13 protein-coding genes and 3 tRNA genes are annotated in these 15,692 nt (G+C 50.4%); 13 read left to right on the top strand and 3 right to left on the bottom strand.

Annotated elements, in window-relative coordinates; all coding sequences use genetic code 11:
* Positions 1-511: 511 nt before the first annotated feature.
* Positions 512-1,141 carry a PilZ domain-containing protein gene (locus K1X45_RS04235; RefSeq protein WP_220159909.1) on the bottom strand — a complete coding sequence of 210 codons (630 nt, stop codon included), beginning with the start codon at positions 1,139-1,141 and terminating at the stop codon, positions 512-514.
* 192 nt (positions 1,142-1,333) lie between these two features.
* Positions 1,334-2,296: a PAS domain-containing protein gene (locus K1X45_RS04230; RefSeq protein ID WP_220159908.1), complete on the bottom strand. Its 963-nt coding sequence runs from the start codon at positions 2,294-2,296 to the stop codon at positions 1,334-1,336.
* 663 nt (positions 2,297-2,959) lie between these two features.
* Here K1X45_RS04230 and K1X45_RS04225 point away from each other — a divergent pair.
* Complete coding sequence (locus K1X45_RS04225; protein WP_116087614.1) at positions 2,960-3,697, top strand: rhomboid family intramembrane serine protease; 738 nt, start codon at positions 2,960-2,962, stop codon at positions 3,695-3,697.
* A 186-nt stretch (positions 3,698-3,883) separates the two neighbouring features.
* Complete coding sequence (locus K1X45_RS04220) at positions 3,884-4,318, top strand: CBS domain-containing protein (protein ID WP_022710935.1); 435 nt, start codon at positions 3,884-3,886, stop codon at positions 4,316-4,318.
* 107 nt (positions 4,319-4,425) lie between these two features.
* Here the strand turns inward: K1X45_RS04220 and rlmB are convergent, their stop codons facing one another.
* Positions 4,426-5,316, bottom strand: coding sequence for a 23S rRNA (guanosine(2251)-2'-O)-methyltransferase RlmB (rlmB, locus tag K1X45_RS04215; protein ID WP_075656338.1), 891 nt, complete (start codon positions 5,314-5,316; stop codon positions 4,426-4,428).
* Between the two features lie 280 nt (positions 5,317-5,596).
* On the opposite strand from rlmB, the gene K1X45_RS04210 reads away from it, so the two are divergent.
* The 11 genes from K1X45_RS04210 to rpoB all read left to right on the top strand — a co-directional run bounded on the left by K1X45_RS04210 (position 5,597) and on the right by rpoB (position 15,496).
* Positions 5,597-5,681: transfer RNA gene (locus K1X45_RS04210), tRNA-Tyr, on the top strand.
* A 25-nt stretch (positions 5,682-5,706) separates the two neighbouring features.
* Positions 5,707-5,780: transfer RNA gene (locus K1X45_RS04205), tRNA-Gly, on the top strand.
* Positions 5,781-5,996: 216 nt separating this feature from the next.
* Positions 5,997-7,172 carry an elongation factor Tu gene (tuf, locus tag K1X45_RS04200; protein ID WP_022710937.1) on the top strand — a complete coding sequence of 392 codons (1,176 nt, stop codon included), beginning with the start codon at positions 5,997-5,999 and terminating at the stop codon, positions 7,170-7,172.
* 65 nt (positions 7,173-7,237) lie between these two features.
* Positions 7,238-7,313: transfer RNA gene (locus tag K1X45_RS04195), tRNA-Trp, on the top strand.
* A 343-nt stretch (positions 7,314-7,656) separates the two neighbouring features.
* Complete coding sequence (secE, locus tag K1X45_RS04190) at positions 7,657-7,857, top strand: preprotein translocase subunit SecE (protein WP_022709972.1); 201 nt, start codon at positions 7,657-7,659, stop codon at positions 7,855-7,857.
* Positions 7,858-7,907: 50 nt separating this feature from the next.
* On the top strand, positions 7,908-8,438 hold the full coding sequence (gene nusG / locus K1X45_RS04185) for a transcription termination/antitermination protein NusG (RefSeq protein ID WP_116087609.1): 531 nt from the start codon (positions 7,908-7,910) through the stop codon (positions 8,436-8,438).
* A gap of 175 nt (positions 8,439-8,613) precedes the next feature.
* Positions 8,614-9,042: a 50S ribosomal protein L11 gene (rplK, locus tag K1X45_RS04180; protein ID WP_022709970.1), complete on the top strand. Its 429-nt coding sequence runs from the start codon at positions 8,614-8,616 to the stop codon at positions 9,040-9,042.
* Positions 9,043-9,046: 4 nt separating this feature from the next.
* A complete protein-coding gene (gene rplA / locus K1X45_RS04175; protein WP_075657644.1) occupies positions 9,047-9,745 on the top strand; it encodes a 50S ribosomal protein L1 in 699 nt (232 codons plus the stop codon).
* A gap of 374 nt (positions 9,746-10,119) precedes the next feature.
* Positions 10,120-10,638 (top strand): 50S ribosomal protein L10, encoded by a 519-nt coding sequence (gene rplJ / locus K1X45_RS04170; RefSeq protein ID WP_022709968.1) that lies wholly within the window; start codon positions 10,120-10,122, stop codon positions 10,636-10,638.
* A 51-nt stretch (positions 10,639-10,689) separates the two neighbouring features.
* Positions 10,690-11,061, top strand: coding sequence for a 50S ribosomal protein L7/L12 (gene rplL, locus K1X45_RS04165; RefSeq protein ID WP_075657645.1), 372 nt, complete (start codon positions 10,690-10,692; stop codon positions 11,059-11,061).
* Positions 11,062-11,359: 298 nt separating this feature from the next.
* Positions 11,360-15,496, top strand: coding sequence for a DNA-directed RNA polymerase subunit beta (rpoB, locus tag K1X45_RS04160; RefSeq protein ID WP_121994030.1), 4,137 nt, complete (start codon positions 11,360-11,362; stop codon positions 15,494-15,496).
* Positions 15,497-15,692 lie beyond the last annotated feature (196 nt).

Genomic DNA, 15,692 nt, shown 5'->3' with positions numbered 1-15,692 from the left:
CAAAGTAAACGCAGAAGTGAAAATTTGTAAACCTTAACTGCCTGTAAAATCAGTGTTTTAACGAAAATTAGGACTTACTATACGCAAAATTCACGCAGGTTTCGGTTGTGTGAAAGCTTGAGGTTAACAGAGCGTTGTGCAGTTAACAGCGGGTTGAAATCCGCCGGATGTCCACAGCCTCTGGTTAATATGCGGTGTAAGACGTGCTGTGCGCGATAAGCTTATATTTACCTAGCCGTTTTGCGTTTTTACAAATTTGTAAAAATGAATTTCAGCGTTTGATAACTATAAAATATGAATGCGTGGCTTTTTACACAGGCTTGCCCTGAGAATGGTGATGCCTTGCCCTTAATACACAACAGCAAAGATCATTCAGAATCATAGATACAGGGGAAAAGGGGGCTTTAGTACCGGATCGTTTACGCGAGCCGGTTGATGAAATCTGCGCGCGTCAACACGTTCACCCGATGTCCGGGTAAAATCGAATAGGCAGAATTAAACAGGAGATGTTTTAGTCTTTTGGCAGATCGGTTTGCAGAACCAGAAACTCAATGCCGATGCCATCTTCAAAATGGCGCATGACTTTCGCCTGACTGTTGCCAAGCGTTACAATGCTGCGCAATGGCGGTCGCAGATTTGTGGCGACGGCTGCGCCGGACAGTGACAGATCAAGAATTTTACAGGCATGTTCCGAGCCGTCATCAAGGATCAGGATCGCTTCGGTACGTGCAGGTGTATGACGAGTGTGTCGTCTTTGCTCTGACTGCTGACTGGTGTTTTTGCTCAGCCAGTTGATTTTTGCAGCCAGTTTATTTTTCTGATGCACAGTCTGTATCAGCTGCAGGGTGAAATCATCCCGCTGAACACTGATGACAGTGCCTTCGAGCCGTCCCACATTATCCACATAAGCAATAATATGATCGTCCGCACGGATGATGATCTCATCATTGCTCAGAGTGAGGTCGGCATTATTAGTGGAGATGCGCCATAATTTGCAGGCATATTCACTGCCGTCAGCACGCATGAAGCGGCCGTCCAAAGGTGATTTCAGGGTCAGTCTTACGGCAGAATCCGATTGTTCCGCAGTCTTTGCAGGCGATGTGAATGAGGCGTGCGAAGATGGAGGTGTTTCTGCCGACATATGATTCAAAGGTGCCTTTGAGCGATTCTAAAAATATGAAAGCCGGTGCTTCCCCTGTCACCGGCCACAATACGATACGATAAAATTTAACGGTACGCTACTAAAAGCTTAATTTTGTAGCGTTTTTACTTCACCATTCTATGGGGATAACAAATTTTACATCAGTACTACCGGTTATACTGACTTCACAAATCAGGATTTGTCTTTGCCACCGGTTATCAGCTTGAGATGTGCTGCCTTGGGTGCCTGATAGGCAGATTCGGTTTCCGGTGCCGCTGTATGAATACTTTTAATGAGATCAGCAACCGTCAGAGGAGCAGGTGCGCCGGTTATTGTCGGTGCGGGGCGGGCAGAATGCGGAACAATTTGTTCTGTTGCCCGTGCAGCTGGCATCAAGGCTTCGATCTGGGGAAGTAAGGCTCTGGCAAAAGCCGTATCCGCTACACCGATACCGTCAATTCTGATGCTTTCATCAAGAAGAGGGGTAGTGCCCGCTGATGCGGTTTTCGCAATCGGCATATTTTCCGTATTCGGCAGAAGTTCGTGATGGCGATCGAGCAAGACCTGAAGAACAGATTTCATACCTTTCGCCGCATTCAGATTATCATCCTGAACAGGTAGCGCAGTATTATTGTCTGAGAGACCCATGCGGTTACTGATGAGTGGTTCACTGCCAAGCCAGAGCGGCTGATCCAGCGCAACCATGCTGCCGATCCATGCAAGGGAACCGTCTGCCTCATGCAACGGCAATAATAATGTTTCGAAATGGCAGTTTTTTTCGTTCAGCGTCTGGCCGGTATGTTCCAGCCGCAGCGGGCGGTAATCCAGACCGGAGAGATGCAGCTGTTCAGCAAGCCATGAACGGACATCATCATGCCAGAGAGATAAAAAGCGGGTATTGCGCAATTCTCTGCCATAAATTGTGCAGAGGCGGGTACCGGCCAGCCGAAACTGCCATTGCTTCGCCTGCGGAATATCTGCGGTCTCAGGCTGCTCTGTTGTGCCGCTGGTATCAGCATCACTGCGCAGAATGAAGATATTCGGTAGCTTGCCGCCCAGCGCACGCGGGCTGATGTCACGACGATCCGGCGCTGCGCGGGTTCCGCGCAACCTGTCCCAATATGTGAGCAGATCTGCCGTCCAATCATGTTTCATGATGTGGCGCTGTCCTCGTATCTTCCTGCGACCGGATATTTCTGCTTTTGCAGCGGAATACCGGCTGTGTGTAACATGTTGAGCGCGCATGTCTTTCAGATTGAAACACTGCTTTCGCGAAACATATTTTAATTTTCAGAACCCGATAGAAACTCCCAGCCGGTGCTGAGATTGACGGGTTTTTGAATATGTTTGATGGCGATAATATGCGCACAGGAACGTAAACAAGCCATGATTGTGCGCCGAACATCCACGAACAATAAAATTTATGGTTAACGCTTTGCTTCGATTGCATTAATCAATTAAGTATGTTTAGATACTTTTACGCAAAAGTTGCAGGCGTTTTATTGGGAAGCTGCCAATTGCATCTTATGCTTGAACTCCAGAATTTATGTCCGGACGATATTGTCCGTTCGCCGCCTGTTTAACAGGCGGTTTTTTCTTGTCTGGACAAGGTTTTCAAGAGTTTCACCGGAATGTTTCAGGCTTGCCTCACGCCTGCATATAAATGTGCGATGTAAAATGCCGCGACAAAACCGCTTTCCACTTTTACCGGAAGTGCTCTATGTTCCTGTTTGAGCGATAAATTCCGCAGACAGACCTTGTCGCATTGTGTTCCGACAGCACTCTGCCGATAAATTTGTAAATCATGATGAGGATAATATGCAGCAGCCGGTCAATGAAACCCGGACAGAGGACGACCGCGGACAAGGCGGTTCTCAGCCGGTCTTTAATATGCCGCCGGTGGTTGTGGCACTAATCGGTCTCTGTGCCGCTGTATATATTGTGCAGTTCTATCTGCTGAGCGATCCGCAATATATCTGGTTCCTGCTGAATTTTGCTTTTATCCCGCAGCGCTTCAGTGCGTGGGGCGGCTTTACCGATATTACAGCATGGTTCACTGCGATCAGCTATTCCTTCATGCATGGCGGATTTGCTCATCTGGCGGTGAACAGCGTGTGGTTTGCCGCTTTTGGTTCGCCATTGGCCGGTCGTATCGGGACGCGTAAATTTCTGCTGTTCTGGATACTTACATCCATTTTGGCGGCATTCACCCATTATGCGCTTTATCCGGACAGTAATATTCCGCTCGTCGGTGCTTCCGGTGCGATATCCGGCATGATGGGGGCTGCGGCGCGTTTCGGTTTCCGCCGTGTTACTTATTATACAGGGACGGGGCGGCAGGTACCTGCTTTCGGCGGGCCGCTATTGTCGGTGGCTGAAACCTTGCAAAACCGCACCGTTCTGACATTTGTCGGTTTCTGGCTGCTCATCAATGTGATTACAGGACTCTATGCAACGCCTGCCGGCGAATTGTCAGGCATTGCATGGGAGGCACATATCGGCGGTTTTGTTGCAGGATTCTTCGGCATAGCTTTGTTGCTGCGCGGGCGCTCCTGAAACTGCTTTGTTTTATCGCCTTCCGCGATTCTGTGTTAGACTGAATCAACGGTCACCAGTACACATGCTGCTCTTCCGTTCTTGTAACATTATGCAGTATTTTGTGTGCCGGTCAGCCGCCTGATGCCATAATCCTCTCTGTTTTCAGGAGGAAAATGTGATGTGTTTCATTATCGGGAGGAAATAATGACTGTACGCGCAATTCTGGAGCAGAAGGGCAGTGATGTTTTCACTGTCAGGTCAGATGCGAATCTGGAAACAGCAGCAAAACAACTTTCAGAGCACCGGATCGGTGCTTTGCTGGTTGATGACGGCAAAGGCCGATATACAGGGATTCTTTCCGAGCGGGATATTGTGCGCGCCTGCGCTAATCACGGAATACAGGCCTTGCAGCTGCCGGTTTCAAAAGCAATGACGACAAAAGTGCTGCATTGCAGCCCGCAGGACAATGTTCATTATGTCATGGAAATGATGACACGACATCGTTTCCGCCATGTACCGGTGGTGAATGAAGCCGGTGATCTTGTCGGTATTATTTCGATTGGTGACGTTGTGAAGCGTCGTATTGAACAGGCCGAACAGGAAACGGCCGAGATGATTCAGTATATCGCCACTGCCTGAGTGCCGAATTTTATAAAAAAGCCCTGCATTGAGTGATTCAGGAGAATGTCACGGTTAAAAGCGGCACTCAGCGAATCCCCGATACAGGGCTTTGTTGTTCAAACTTGTTATTTGCTCAGGAAACGCTGGGCAGCATAAAGTGAAATTGCAGCGGCGTTCGAGACATTGAGCGATTTAATTGCGCCCGGCATATCAAGCCGTGCCAATGCGGTAACTGTTTCGCGGGTTTTCTGGCGAAGACCTTTACCTTCCGCACCAAGCACGAGAGCAATCTTGTCGCCCTTGAGCGTGTGTTCCATTTCCTGAGGGCCTTCAGAATCAAGCCCGATAGTCATGTAACCCAGCTCATGCAGTTCCTGAATCGCTTCAGCAAGATTGCGCACTTCAATCTGGTCGATCATTTCCAAAGCGCCGGATGCTGATTTGGCCAGAACGCCTGATTCCTGCGGGCTGTGACGGGACGTGGTAATCAAAGCATCCGCACCGAAAGCCACAGCCGAGCGCAAAATAGCGCCGACATTGTGCGGATCGGTGACCTGATCGAGAATCAAAAGCAGGCTGCCTTCTTTAAGATCCTGCAATTTGCGCGGTTTAAGCGCTGCAGTTTCAATAAGAACACCCTGATGAACAGCATCGGAGCCGGTCAGCGCATCAATATCGCGCGGCTCAACCATTTCAGGAGCGAGACGGGCGATTGTTGCTTCATCCAGCTCCAGACGGGCGAGGGCGTTTTTAGTGACCATCATACGGAAAATTTTGCGACGCGGATTTTCCAGCGCGGCTTTTACCGTATGCAGGCCATAAAGACGGGTGATTCCGTCGCCCGCAGGCGTGCCTTTTACAGGTTTACGCTTAGGGAACCGGTTATTTTGCGAATTTTGTTCGCTGCCGCCGGATTTTTGATCACGAAACTGGCGCCGAAGACGCGCATAATGCGAATCTTTTGGTGTGCCGGAGGAGGAGCCGGATGAGTCCGGTGACGATTTTTTATCTTTCATGAGCGCTCTATACCGATTTTCCTGTCTTCAAGGTAGCATCTTTCCTTATTCACAGGCAGGAAAGTTTCATGATGCGAAAAAACTACCCCTGAAAAGCCCTATATTGTGGATGATTGATAAGCCTGTGAAAATTTTGTGCATTTTTTTCAAAAAGAGCTGTTGACTTATCAGGGTGTTATCGGCATAACCCGCCTCGTTCACAGCGACAAACGAGCCAAGCGCTACGGGGTCACAGTGAACGGAATGCCTAGTCGCTCAACTCTGCTTGCAGTGAGTTTCTGGAGGAGTGCCCGAGTGGTTAAAGGGGGCGGACTGTAAATCCGCTGGCTTAGCCTACGTTGGTTCGAAACCAACCTCCTCCACCACTGCCAGAGCAGGAGTTTAGAGTGCGCGGGTATAGCTCAATGGTAGAGCAGCAGCCTTCCAAGCTGAATACGCGGGTTCGATTCCCGCTACCCGCTCCAGATTTATTTCAGGGCGGTTTGGCGTGAGTAACTTGGCGGGCTTTGAATAAAGCTTAAGCCGGAAGCGAGTTGATAGAGTTCCGATCCGGTAGCGGGGCGGGGCTTTAGTTCTACTATATAATATCCTTGACTGTCAGGTCGTAGGGTAAGTTATATGGCAATTAAAATTGTTGCAGCGCATTAAATTAAGCGTTGTGGTGAAAGAGAGCGACAGCGATGGCAAAGAGCAAATTTGAACGTACCAAACCGCACGTCAATATCGGCACAATCGGTCACGTTGACCATGGTAAGACCTCGTTGACAGCTGCAATCACCAAATTCTTTGGTGACTTCCGCGCTTACGACCAGATCGATAACGCACCGGAAGAAAAAGCCCGCGGTATCACCATTTCGACCTCGCACGTTGAATATGAAACAGAAAACCGCCACTACGCACACGTAGACTGCCCAGGCCACGCTGACTATGTTAAGAACATGATCACCGGTGCTGCGCAGATGGACGGCGCGATCCTGGTTGTTAACGCTGCTGACGGCCCGATGCCACAGACCCGTGAGCACATCCTGCTCGCTCGTCAGGTTGGTGTGCCTGCAATCGTTGTGTTCCTGAACAAAGTTGATCAGGTTGACGATGCTGAGCTGCTCGAACTCGTAGAAATGGAAGTTCGCGAACTTCTGTCGAAATACGACTTCCCAGGCGATGATATTCCAGTTGTTAAGGGTTCGGCTCTGGCAGCTCTGGAAGACAGCAACAAGACAATCGGTGAAGATGCAGTTCGTGAACTGATGGCCGCTGTTGATGCTTACATCCCAACTCCGGAACGTCCTGTTGATCAGCCGTTCCTGATGCCAATCGAAGACGTATTCTCGATCTCCGGTCGTGGTACAGTTGTTACCGGTCGTGTAGAACGCGGTATCGTTAAAGTTGGTGAAGAAGTTGAAATCGTTGGTATCAAAGCTACCGGCAAGACAACTGTTACCGGCGTTGAAATGTTCCGCAAGCTGCTCGATCAGGGCCAGGCTGGCGACAACATCGGTGCGCTGGTTCGCGGTGTAGGCCGTGATGACGTTGAACGTGGTCAGGTTCTCTGCAAGCCAGGTTCGGTTAAGCCACACACCAAGTTCAAGGCAGAAGCTTATATTCTGACCAAAGACGAAGGTGGCCGTCATACACCATTCTTCACAAACTACCGTCCGCAGTTCTACTTCCGTACAACTGACGTAACCGGTATTGTGACCTTGCCAGAAGGCGTGGAAATGGTTATGCCGGGCGACAACGTAACTGTTGATGTTGCGCTGATCGTGCCAATCGCTATGGAAGAAAAACTCCGTTTCGCGATCCGTGAAGGTGGCCGCACCGTTGGTGCAGGTATCGTCGCTTCGATCATCGAATAATAGATTTCACAAGGCTGGTACGCCAGCCTTGTCCGCCGGTCTGGTAGATTAGGGCGGAAGAGTTTAGGGGTATAGCTCAGTTGGTAGAGCGACGGTCTCCAAAACCGTAGGTCGCGGGTTCGAGCCCTGCTGCCCCTGCCATTTAAGAAAAGCGGTGCTGTATTGATTTACAGTGCCGCTTTTTTGTGCTTAATAGGTGCCGAGTTGATCTTGTGTGTCAGCGCAGTCGTTTTATAAATAATATTAACCCGCCGCAGGGCAGGGGCGCCATGCACTTTCCGTGCATGATATGCGGGAATTTATTATATCTTAGCATATGGGCTTGTTTTTTTATGGAATCGGCTCTATGTAGGGCAATACGTAAACGGTGCGTGGGATTGAGTTTTCGTCCGACGTGCCGTAATCTTGTGAGTTCTTTCTGATTAATACATTCTTAACGGCTTGTTTTGATTGGGATTAATTTTTTTCAAGCGCAGAGTGGCAAATGGCGTCCAAAACAAATCCGATTACGTTTTTCCGTCAGGTTCGTGCTGAGACGGCTAAAGTAACGTGGCCAACCCGGCGTGAAACTGTTATTTCAACTGTCATGGTTGTTATTATGGCTTTTCTGGCGGCGCTGTTTTTCTTTTTTGCGGATCAGTTGATGGCTTATGGCGTTGAATTGCTTCTGAGTCTCGGTCGTTAATATAGGCTTGGTTGGCATTTGGCTGGTGTGAGCTATACGGGAGAAGCATAATGACTGCGCGTTGGTATATCGTACACGCATATTCGAATTTCGAAAAAAAGGTTGCTGAAGCAATCGAAGAAAAGGCGAAGCAAAAAGGTCTGTTTCATCTTTTTGAAAAAATTCTGGTGCCTACAGAAAAGATCGTGGAAGTGCGCCGCGGCCGTAAGGTTGACGCAGAGCGCAAATTCTTTCCGGGCTATGTTCTGGTTCGTGCCAATCTGACGGATGATGTCTATCATCTGATTAAGAATACCCCGCGCGTAACCGGTTTCCTCGGTACAGAGTCGAAGCCTGTTCCGATCAGTGACCGTGAAGTTCAGCAGATTCTTTCCCAGGTGGAAGAAGGTGTTGAACGTCCACGTGCTTCTGTATCGTTTGAAGTGGGTGAATCTGTTCGCGTTTCGGACGGTCCTTTTGCTTCCTTCAACGGTATCGTGCAGGAAGTTGATGATGATCGTTCGCGTCTGAAGGTTGAAGTGTCGATCTTTGGTCGCGCAACACCTGTTGATCTCGATTTTGGTCAGGTTGAAAAACTCTGATCATTTCAGCCTAAGGGCTGAATTGTCACCAAGGTGACAAATTGGGTGGAAGGGGCGCAGGCTTAGCCGCTCTGTTAACCGGACCACCCGCTGCAACGCTGCATATGCAGTGGTGATAGAGTGCCGTAAAGGCATTTAACATTGCCCTGAGGGGCAAGAAAAAAGGCAGATAGTAATGGCTAAAAAAGTTGCAGGCCAGCTGAAGCTTCAGGTAGCTGCTGGCGCCGCAAATCCATCGCCGCCAATCGGTCCGGCTCTGGGTCAGCGCGGTATTAACATCATGGAATTCTGTAAGGCATTTAACGCTGCCACGCAGGAAATGGAAAAAGGTTCGCCTGTTCCGGTCGTGATTACCTATTATCAGGATAAGTCCTTCACATTCGTGATGAAGACTCCTCCTGTAACCTACTTCCTCAAGAAGGCTGCTAATCTGAAGTCCGGTTCGAAAGAGCCTGGCAAGATTTCTGCCGGCACGGTTTCCCGTGATAAAGTGCGCGAAATTGCTGAAGCCAAAATGAAAGACCTGAATGCGTCTGACGTTGAAGCTGCAATGCGCATGGTTGAAGGTTCTGCCCGTTCGATGGGTCTGAAGGTGGAAGGCTGATACGATGGCGAAAATTTCAAAGCGTGTCGCTAAAATCCGTGAAGGCGTAGAGCCTATGAAACTTTACGACCTGAGCACTGCTCTTGGTCTCGTAAAGGAACGTGCTGTTGCGAAATTCGACGAAACTATCGAAGTTTCGATGAATCTCGGTGTAGATCCACGTCATGCTGACCAGATGGTTCGCGGCGTTGTTAATCTGCCAAACGGTACAGGCCGTACTGTTCGCGTAGCTGTATTTGCCCGTGGTGACAAAGCTGAAGAAGCTAAGAAAGCCGGTGCGGATATCGTTGGTGCGGAAGACCTGTTCGAAACCATCAATGCCGGCAATATCGATTTCGATCGCTGCATTGCTACCCCTGACATGATGCCACTCGTTGGTCGTCTGGGTAAGGTTCTCGGCCCGCGCGGCATGATGCCAAACCCTAAAGTCGGTACTGTGACTGTTGATGTTGCCGGTGCTGTTAAGGCTTCCAAGGGCGGCGCAGTTGAATTCCGCGTTGAAAAAGCCGGTATCATCCATGCAGGTATTGGTAAGGCTTCTTTCGAAGTTAAGGCTCTGGAAGAAAACATCCGCGCTTTCGCAGATGCAGTTCTGAAAGCCAAGCCAGCCGGTGCAAAAGGTGAATACCTGAAGCGCGTTGCGGTTTCTTCGACCATGGGCGTTGGCGTCAAGGTTGAACCTTCGAGCGTTAAAATCGCCTGATTTGCTTTTACGGAATAAATCTGTAAAAGCCTGATTCAAATGTTGCCCGAGTAATTGCGACATTCGAATTGAAACAAGTTTCCGGGGCCTCTGGGCCCGGATCACCGGAAGTAAAATTCCGGTATCCTGTCCGAGATTGCAGGTGGTTCGCCTTAATTTTATGAGCCTGCATGAGACGTGGAATGACCTTATTTTTTGCAGCTTTGCTGTGTTTTAAGGTTTGAACCGTAGTTGCCTTGACCGGATCTGCTCTCGGGCGATGAAGGGGAAGGGGACAGGAACCTCGTAAGTTGGATAGCACTTCTTACACGCTATCCGGCAAAGGCAACCCGGTAAGAATACTCCTGTGTATTCTTATCAACTGGAGAGAGACAGTGGAAAAAGCGGAAAAGCGCGAATTTGTCACTTGGCTGAACGGCACTTTCAAAGAGTCCGGTTCGGTCGTCGTGGCCCACTATAGCGGTCTCACAGTTGCACAGATGAGCGATCTTCGCGAAAAAGTCCGTGCAGCAGGCGGCGCCGTTAAAGTCGCGAAGAACCGTCTTGCCAAAATCGCTCTTCAGGGCACGGAGTCCGAAGGCATTGCAAATCTGTTCACCGGACAGACTGTAATTGCTTATGCAATCGATCCGATTGCAGCTCCGAAAGTAGCGGTAGAATTTGCTAAGACCAATGACAAGCTTGTCATTCTTGGTGGTTCTATGGGTGCGACTACTCTCGATGCAGAAGGCGTGAAAGCTCTTGCTTCCCTGCCGTCGCTCGACGAACTGCGCGCCAAGCTGGTTGGTATGGTTCAGACACCAGCCACCCGTCTCGCTGTGCTCACAAGCGCGCCAGCAGGTCAAATTGCTCGCGTTATCGGCGCACATGCCCGGAAGAACGAGGCGGCGTAAGGCCGTTCTCGCTGTTATAACAGTTCAAACCTTAATCAAAGGAATATACAAATGGCTGATCTCGCAAAGATCGTTGAAGACCTGTCCGCACTGACCGTTCTGGAAGCTGCAGAACTGTCCAAGCTTCTTGAAGAAAAGTGGGGCGTATCTGCTGCTGCTCCTGTAGCAGTTGCTGCTGCTGCTGGTGCTGCTGCACCAGCCGCTGAAGAAAAGACCGAATTTGACGTTATCCTCGCTGATGGCGGCGCAAACAAGATCAACGTGATCAAAGAAGTTCGCGCGATCACCGGTCTGGGCCTGAAAGAAGCTAAGGACCTCGTAGAAGGTGCTCCTAAGGCTGTTAAAGAAGGCGCGTCGAAAGACGAAGCTGAAAAAATCAAAGCTCAGCTCGAAGCAGCTGGCGCTAAGGTTGAACTCAAGTAATTTGAGTGATCCGGCGGGCTTAACGGCCCGCCGTTTTCCGCTTATGAGCGGACGTTTTTTGTAAGCGCCTGATTTTAGGTGACAAACAAAAATGGATAGCATAATGAACTGTATATGTCTTTCATGATACGTGGCAGATTTTATAGTTCAAACGGTTACAAACCCTTTTCCTGACAGAAGAGCAGCTGTCAGGAAACGGGTTTTGACCCGTTCATAGGACCGTCGTAAGACGGCAAGCAACAGGCCCTGGTATTCCCACGGGCTCAGAACGCCGTAAGGCACAGAACGAGGAGCGACGATGGCTCAGACCCACTCTTTTAACGGTCGTAAGCGCGTACGCAAATTTTTCGGCAAGATTCCAGAAGTCGCCCAGATGCCGAACCTCATTGAGGTTCAGAAGGCATCCTATGACCAGTTCCTTATGGTCGATGAACCTAAGGGTGGACGTCCTGACGAAGGTTTGCAGGCTGTTTTTAAGTCGGTGTTTCCGATCTCGGATTTTTCCGGGGCCTCTATGCTCGAATTCGTCAAATACGAATTCGACGCGCCAAAGTTCGATGTGGATGAGTGCCGCCAGCGTGATCTGACCTATTCAGCACCGCTGAAAGTGACACTGCGTCTTATCGTTTTTGATATTGACGAAGATACCGGCGCAAAGTCCATTAAAGACATCAAGGAACAGGATGTCTATATGGGCGATATGCCGCTCATGACCGACAATGGTACCTTTATCGTCAATGGTACGGAGCGTGTTATCGTTTCGCAGATGCACCGTTCGCCTGGTGTGTTCTTTGACCATGATAAGGGTAAAACCCATTCTTCGGGCAAGCTCTTGTTCGCTGCGCGCGTGATCCCGTATCGCGGTTCCTGGCTCGATATCGAATTCGATGCCAAGGATATCGTTTACGCACGTATCGACCGTCGCCGTAAGATTCCTACCACATCGCTGCTGATGGCGCTGGGTATGGACGGCGAAGAAATTCTTTCGACCTTCTATAACGCTGTCTCTTATACACGTGACGGCGAAAACTGGCGTATTCCGTATTCGGCTGACCGCTTCAAAGGTATGAAAATCATCGGCGATATGCTTGATGCTGATACCGGCGAAGTTGTTGCTGAAAGCGGTCGCAAGCTGACTGCGCGTGCTGCCAAGCAGATCGCGGAGAAGGGCGTTAAGGCTATCCGCGCGACGGATGATGATCTGCTCGGTTCCTATCTGGCAGAGGATATCGTCAACTATGCTACCGGTGAAATCTATCTCGAAGCCGGTGATGAAATTGACGAAAAGACTCTGAAGATTCTGCTCGAAACCGGCGGCAACGAGATCAATATTCTTGATATCGACCATGTGAATGTGGGTGCTTACATCCGCAATACACTGGCTGCTGACAAGAACCAGTCCCGTCAGGATGCGCTGTTCGACATCTATCGCGTGATGCGTCCGGGTGAGCCTCCGACAATGGATTCCGCAGAAGCGATGTTTGAATCGCTGCTGTTTGATTCAGAGCGTTACGATCTGTCGGCTGTTGGTCGTGTTAAGATGAATATGCGTCTTGACCTCGATGCAGCGGACACTGTTCGTGTTCTGCGCAAAGATGACATTCTGGCTGTTATCAAAACGCTCGTTGAGCTGCGTGACGGTAAGGGTGAAATCGACGATATCGACAATCTCGGCAACCGTCGTGTGCGTTCCGTTGGCGAGCTGATGGAAAATCAGTACCGTGTCGGTCTGCTGCGTATGGAACGTGCGATCAAGGAGCGTATGTCCTCGATCGAAATCGATACAGTCATGCCGCAGGATCTGATCAATGCGAAGCCGGCTGCTGCCGCTGTTCGCGAATTCTTCGGCTCCTCGCAGCTGTCACAGTTTATGGATCAGACCAACCCGCTGTCTGAAATTACCCATAAGCGCCGTCTGTCGGCTCTCGGACCTGGCGGTCTGACCCGTGAACGCGCAGGTTTTGAAGTCCGCGACGTTCATCCGACCCATTACGGCCGTATCTGCCCGATTGAAACACCGGAAGGTCCGAATATCGGTCTGATCAACTCGCTCGCAACTTTTGCGCGCGTCAACAAATATGGTTTCATTGAAAGCCCTTACCGTAAAATTATTGACGGCAAGATCACCAATGAAGTCGTTTATCTTTCCGCTATGGAAGAAGCCAAGCACTATGTTGCTCAGGCCAATGCTGAAATCGGTGAAAATGGCGAATTCGTTGAAGAATTCGTAATTTCCCGTCACTCCGGTGAAGTTCTGATGGCGCCGCGTGAAAACGTGGATCTGATGGACGTTTCGCCGAAGCAGCTGGTTTCTGTTGCTGCCGCGCTTATTCCGTTCCTGGAAAACGACGATGCCAACCGCGCTCTGATGGGCTCGAACATGCAGCGTCAGGCCGTGCCTCTGGTGCGTGCGGAAGCGCCGTTTGTCGGTACCGGTATGGAGCCGATTGTTGCCCGTGACTCCGGTGCAGCTATTGGTGCACGCCGCGGCGGTATTGTTGATCAGGTGGATGCGACACGTATCGTTATCCGTGCAACCGAAGACCTCGATCCTTCGAAGTCCGGTGTTGACATTTATCGTCTGATGAAGTTCCAGCGCTCTAACCAGAGCACCTGCATCAATCAGCGTCCGCTTGTGCGCGTTGGTGATCGTGTAGGGAAGGGCGACATCATTGCTGATGGTCCGTCGACCGATCTGGGTGATCTGGCGCTTGGCCGTAACGTGCTCGTCGCGTTCATGCCTTGGAACGGTTACAACTACGAAGACTCCATCCTGCTTTCTGAAAAGATTGTTTCGGATGACGTGTTCACTTCGATCCATATCGAAGAATTCGAAGTTGCTGCCCGTGATACCAAGCTCGGACCTGAGGAAATCACACGTGATATTCCGAACGTATCGGAAGAAGCACTGAAGAACCTCGACGAAGCCGGTATTGTCTACATCGGTGCCGAAGTTCATCCTGGCGATATTCTCGTCGGTAAGATCACGCCAAAGGGTGAAAGCCCGATGACGCCGGAAGAAAAGCTTCTGCGCGCTATCTTTGGTGAAAAGGCTTCTGACGTCCGTGACACCTCAATGCGTATGCCTCCGGGAACATACGGTACTGTTGTGGAAGTTCGTGTTTTCAACCGCCACGGCGTTGAAAAAGATGAACGCGCAATGGCGATTGAGCGTGAAGAAATCGAACGTCTGGCAAAAGACCGCGACGACGAACAGTCTATCCTTGACCGTAACACTTATGGTCGTCTGGCAGATATGCTGGAAGGTAAGATTACTGCTGCTGGTCCTAAGGGCTTCAAGAAGGGCGTTGCGGTTAACCGCGATATCCTGACTGAATATCCGCGTTCCCAGTGGTGGCAGTTTGCCGTTGAAGACGAAAAGAGCCAGAGCGAACTCGAAGCTCTGCGCAACCAGTATGACGCATCCAAGAAGCTGCTTGAAACACGCTTCATGGATAAAGTCGAAAAGGTTCAGCGCGGCGACGAAATGGCTCCGGGCGTCATGAAGATGGTTAAGGTCTTTGTTGCTGTTAAGCGCAAGATCCAGCCAGGCGACAAGATGGCCGGCCGTCACGGTAACAAGGGTGTGGTTTCCCGCATTCTGCCAGTAGAAGATATGCCGTTCCTTGAAGATGGTACCCATGCGGACATCGTGCTTAACCCTCTGGGTGTGCCGTCCCGTATGAATGTGGGCCAGATTCTGGAAACACATCTGGGCTGGGCATGTGCCGGTATGGGTAAGAAGATCGGGCAACTGATCGAGGTCTATAAAGAGACCGCAAATATCCAGCCGCTGCGTGACACTTTGGAACATATCTATCCGGACAATGACCGTAACGAACCGGTTCGCTCTTATGATGACGACAGTGTCCTCATGCTTGCAGATCAGGTGAAGCGCGGTGTGTCGATTGCAACGCCGGTCTTTGACGGTGCTGTTGAAGCAGACATCAATGCGATGCTTGCAGATGCAGGTCTGGCAACTTCCGGTCAGTCGACGCTCTATGACGGCCGTACAGGCGAACCTTTTGATCGTCAGGTGACAATGGGCTATATTTATATGCTCAAACTGCACCACCTGGTTGATGATAAGATCCACGCCCGTTCGATCGGACCTTACTCGCTCGTCACACAGCAGCCGCTGGGTGGTAAGGCGCAGTTCGGTGGTCAGCGCTTCGGTGAAATGGAAGTCTGGGCGCTTGAAGCCTATGGTGCAGCTTACACGCTGCAGGAAATGCTCACCATCAAGTCTGATGACGTGGCAGGCCGTACCAAGGTTTATGAAGCGATTGTACGTGGTGACGATACATTCGAAGCGGGTATTCCTGAGAGCTTTAATGTTCTCGTGAAGGAAATGCGTTCGCTTGGTCTGAATGTCGAACTCGACGACACACGCGACCTTGTAGCGCCGACAGAGCTGCCTGACGCAGCAGAGTAAAAACAAAGGCGTGACGCGGTTTTCCGCGCCACGCCATTATTGCCATTATTCGGCAGTATGTTTTGAAAGAATGACGGTTTCAGGCGCTGTGTCTGGCCGTTGCGCAGATTAGGGCAATTGCCCGTCAGAGAGTATCAGGGCGCTAAAGCCTGTGCCGGATACTGCTCTGCATATAGATTCAAACGCATGATGCTGT

Source organism: Pseudochrobactrum sp. Wa41.01b-1, from assembly GCF_019464455.1.
Classification (GTDB): Bacteria; Pseudomonadota; Alphaproteobacteria; order Rhizobiales; family Rhizobiaceae; genus Pseudochrobactrum; species Pseudochrobactrum saccharolyticum.
This window is presented reverse-complemented; position numbering and strand designations above follow the sequence as displayed.

Coding starts and splice junctions, on each gene's coding strand:
- rlmB (WP_075656338.1), bottom strand. CDS start 5,316: ATGAAAGATAAAAAATCGTCACCGGACTCATCCGGCTCCTCCTCCGGC.
- K1X45_RS04220 (WP_022710935.1), top strand. CDS start 3,884: ATGACTGTACGCGCAATTCTGGAGCAGAAGGGCAGTGATGTTTTCACT.
- tuf (WP_022710937.1), top strand. CDS start 5,997: ATGGCAAAGAGCAAATTTGAACGTACCAAACCGCACGTCAATATCGGC.
- rplK (WP_022709970.1), top strand. CDS start 8,614: ATGGCTAAAAAAGTTGCAGGCCAGCTGAAGCTTCAGGTAGCTGCTGGC.
- rplA (WP_075657644.1), top strand. CDS start 9,047: ATGGCGAAAATTTCAAAGCGTGTCGCTAAAATCCGTGAAGGCGTAGAG.
- rpoB (WP_121994030.1), top strand. CDS start 11,360: ATGGCTCAGACCCACTCTTTTAACGGTCGTAAGCGCGTACGCAAATTT.
- K1X45_RS04235 (WP_220159909.1), bottom strand. CDS start 1,141: ATGTCGGCAGAAACACCTCCATCTTCGCACGCCTCATTCACATCGCCT.
- secE (WP_022709972.1), top strand. CDS start 7,657: ATGGCGTCCAAAACAAATCCGATTACGTTTTTCCGTCAGGTTCGTGCT.
- nusG (WP_116087609.1), top strand. CDS start 7,908: ATGACTGCGCGTTGGTATATCGTACACGCATATTCGAATTTCGAAAAA.
- rplL (WP_075657645.1), top strand. CDS start 10,690: ATGGCTGATCTCGCAAAGATCGTTGAAGACCTGTCCGCACTGACCGTT.
- K1X45_RS04230 (WP_220159908.1), bottom strand. CDS start 2,296: ATGAAACATGATTGGACGGCAGATCTGCTCACATATTGGGACAGGTTG.
- K1X45_RS04225 (WP_116087614.1), top strand. CDS start 2,960: ATGCAGCAGCCGGTCAATGAAACCCGGACAGAGGACGACCGCGGACAA.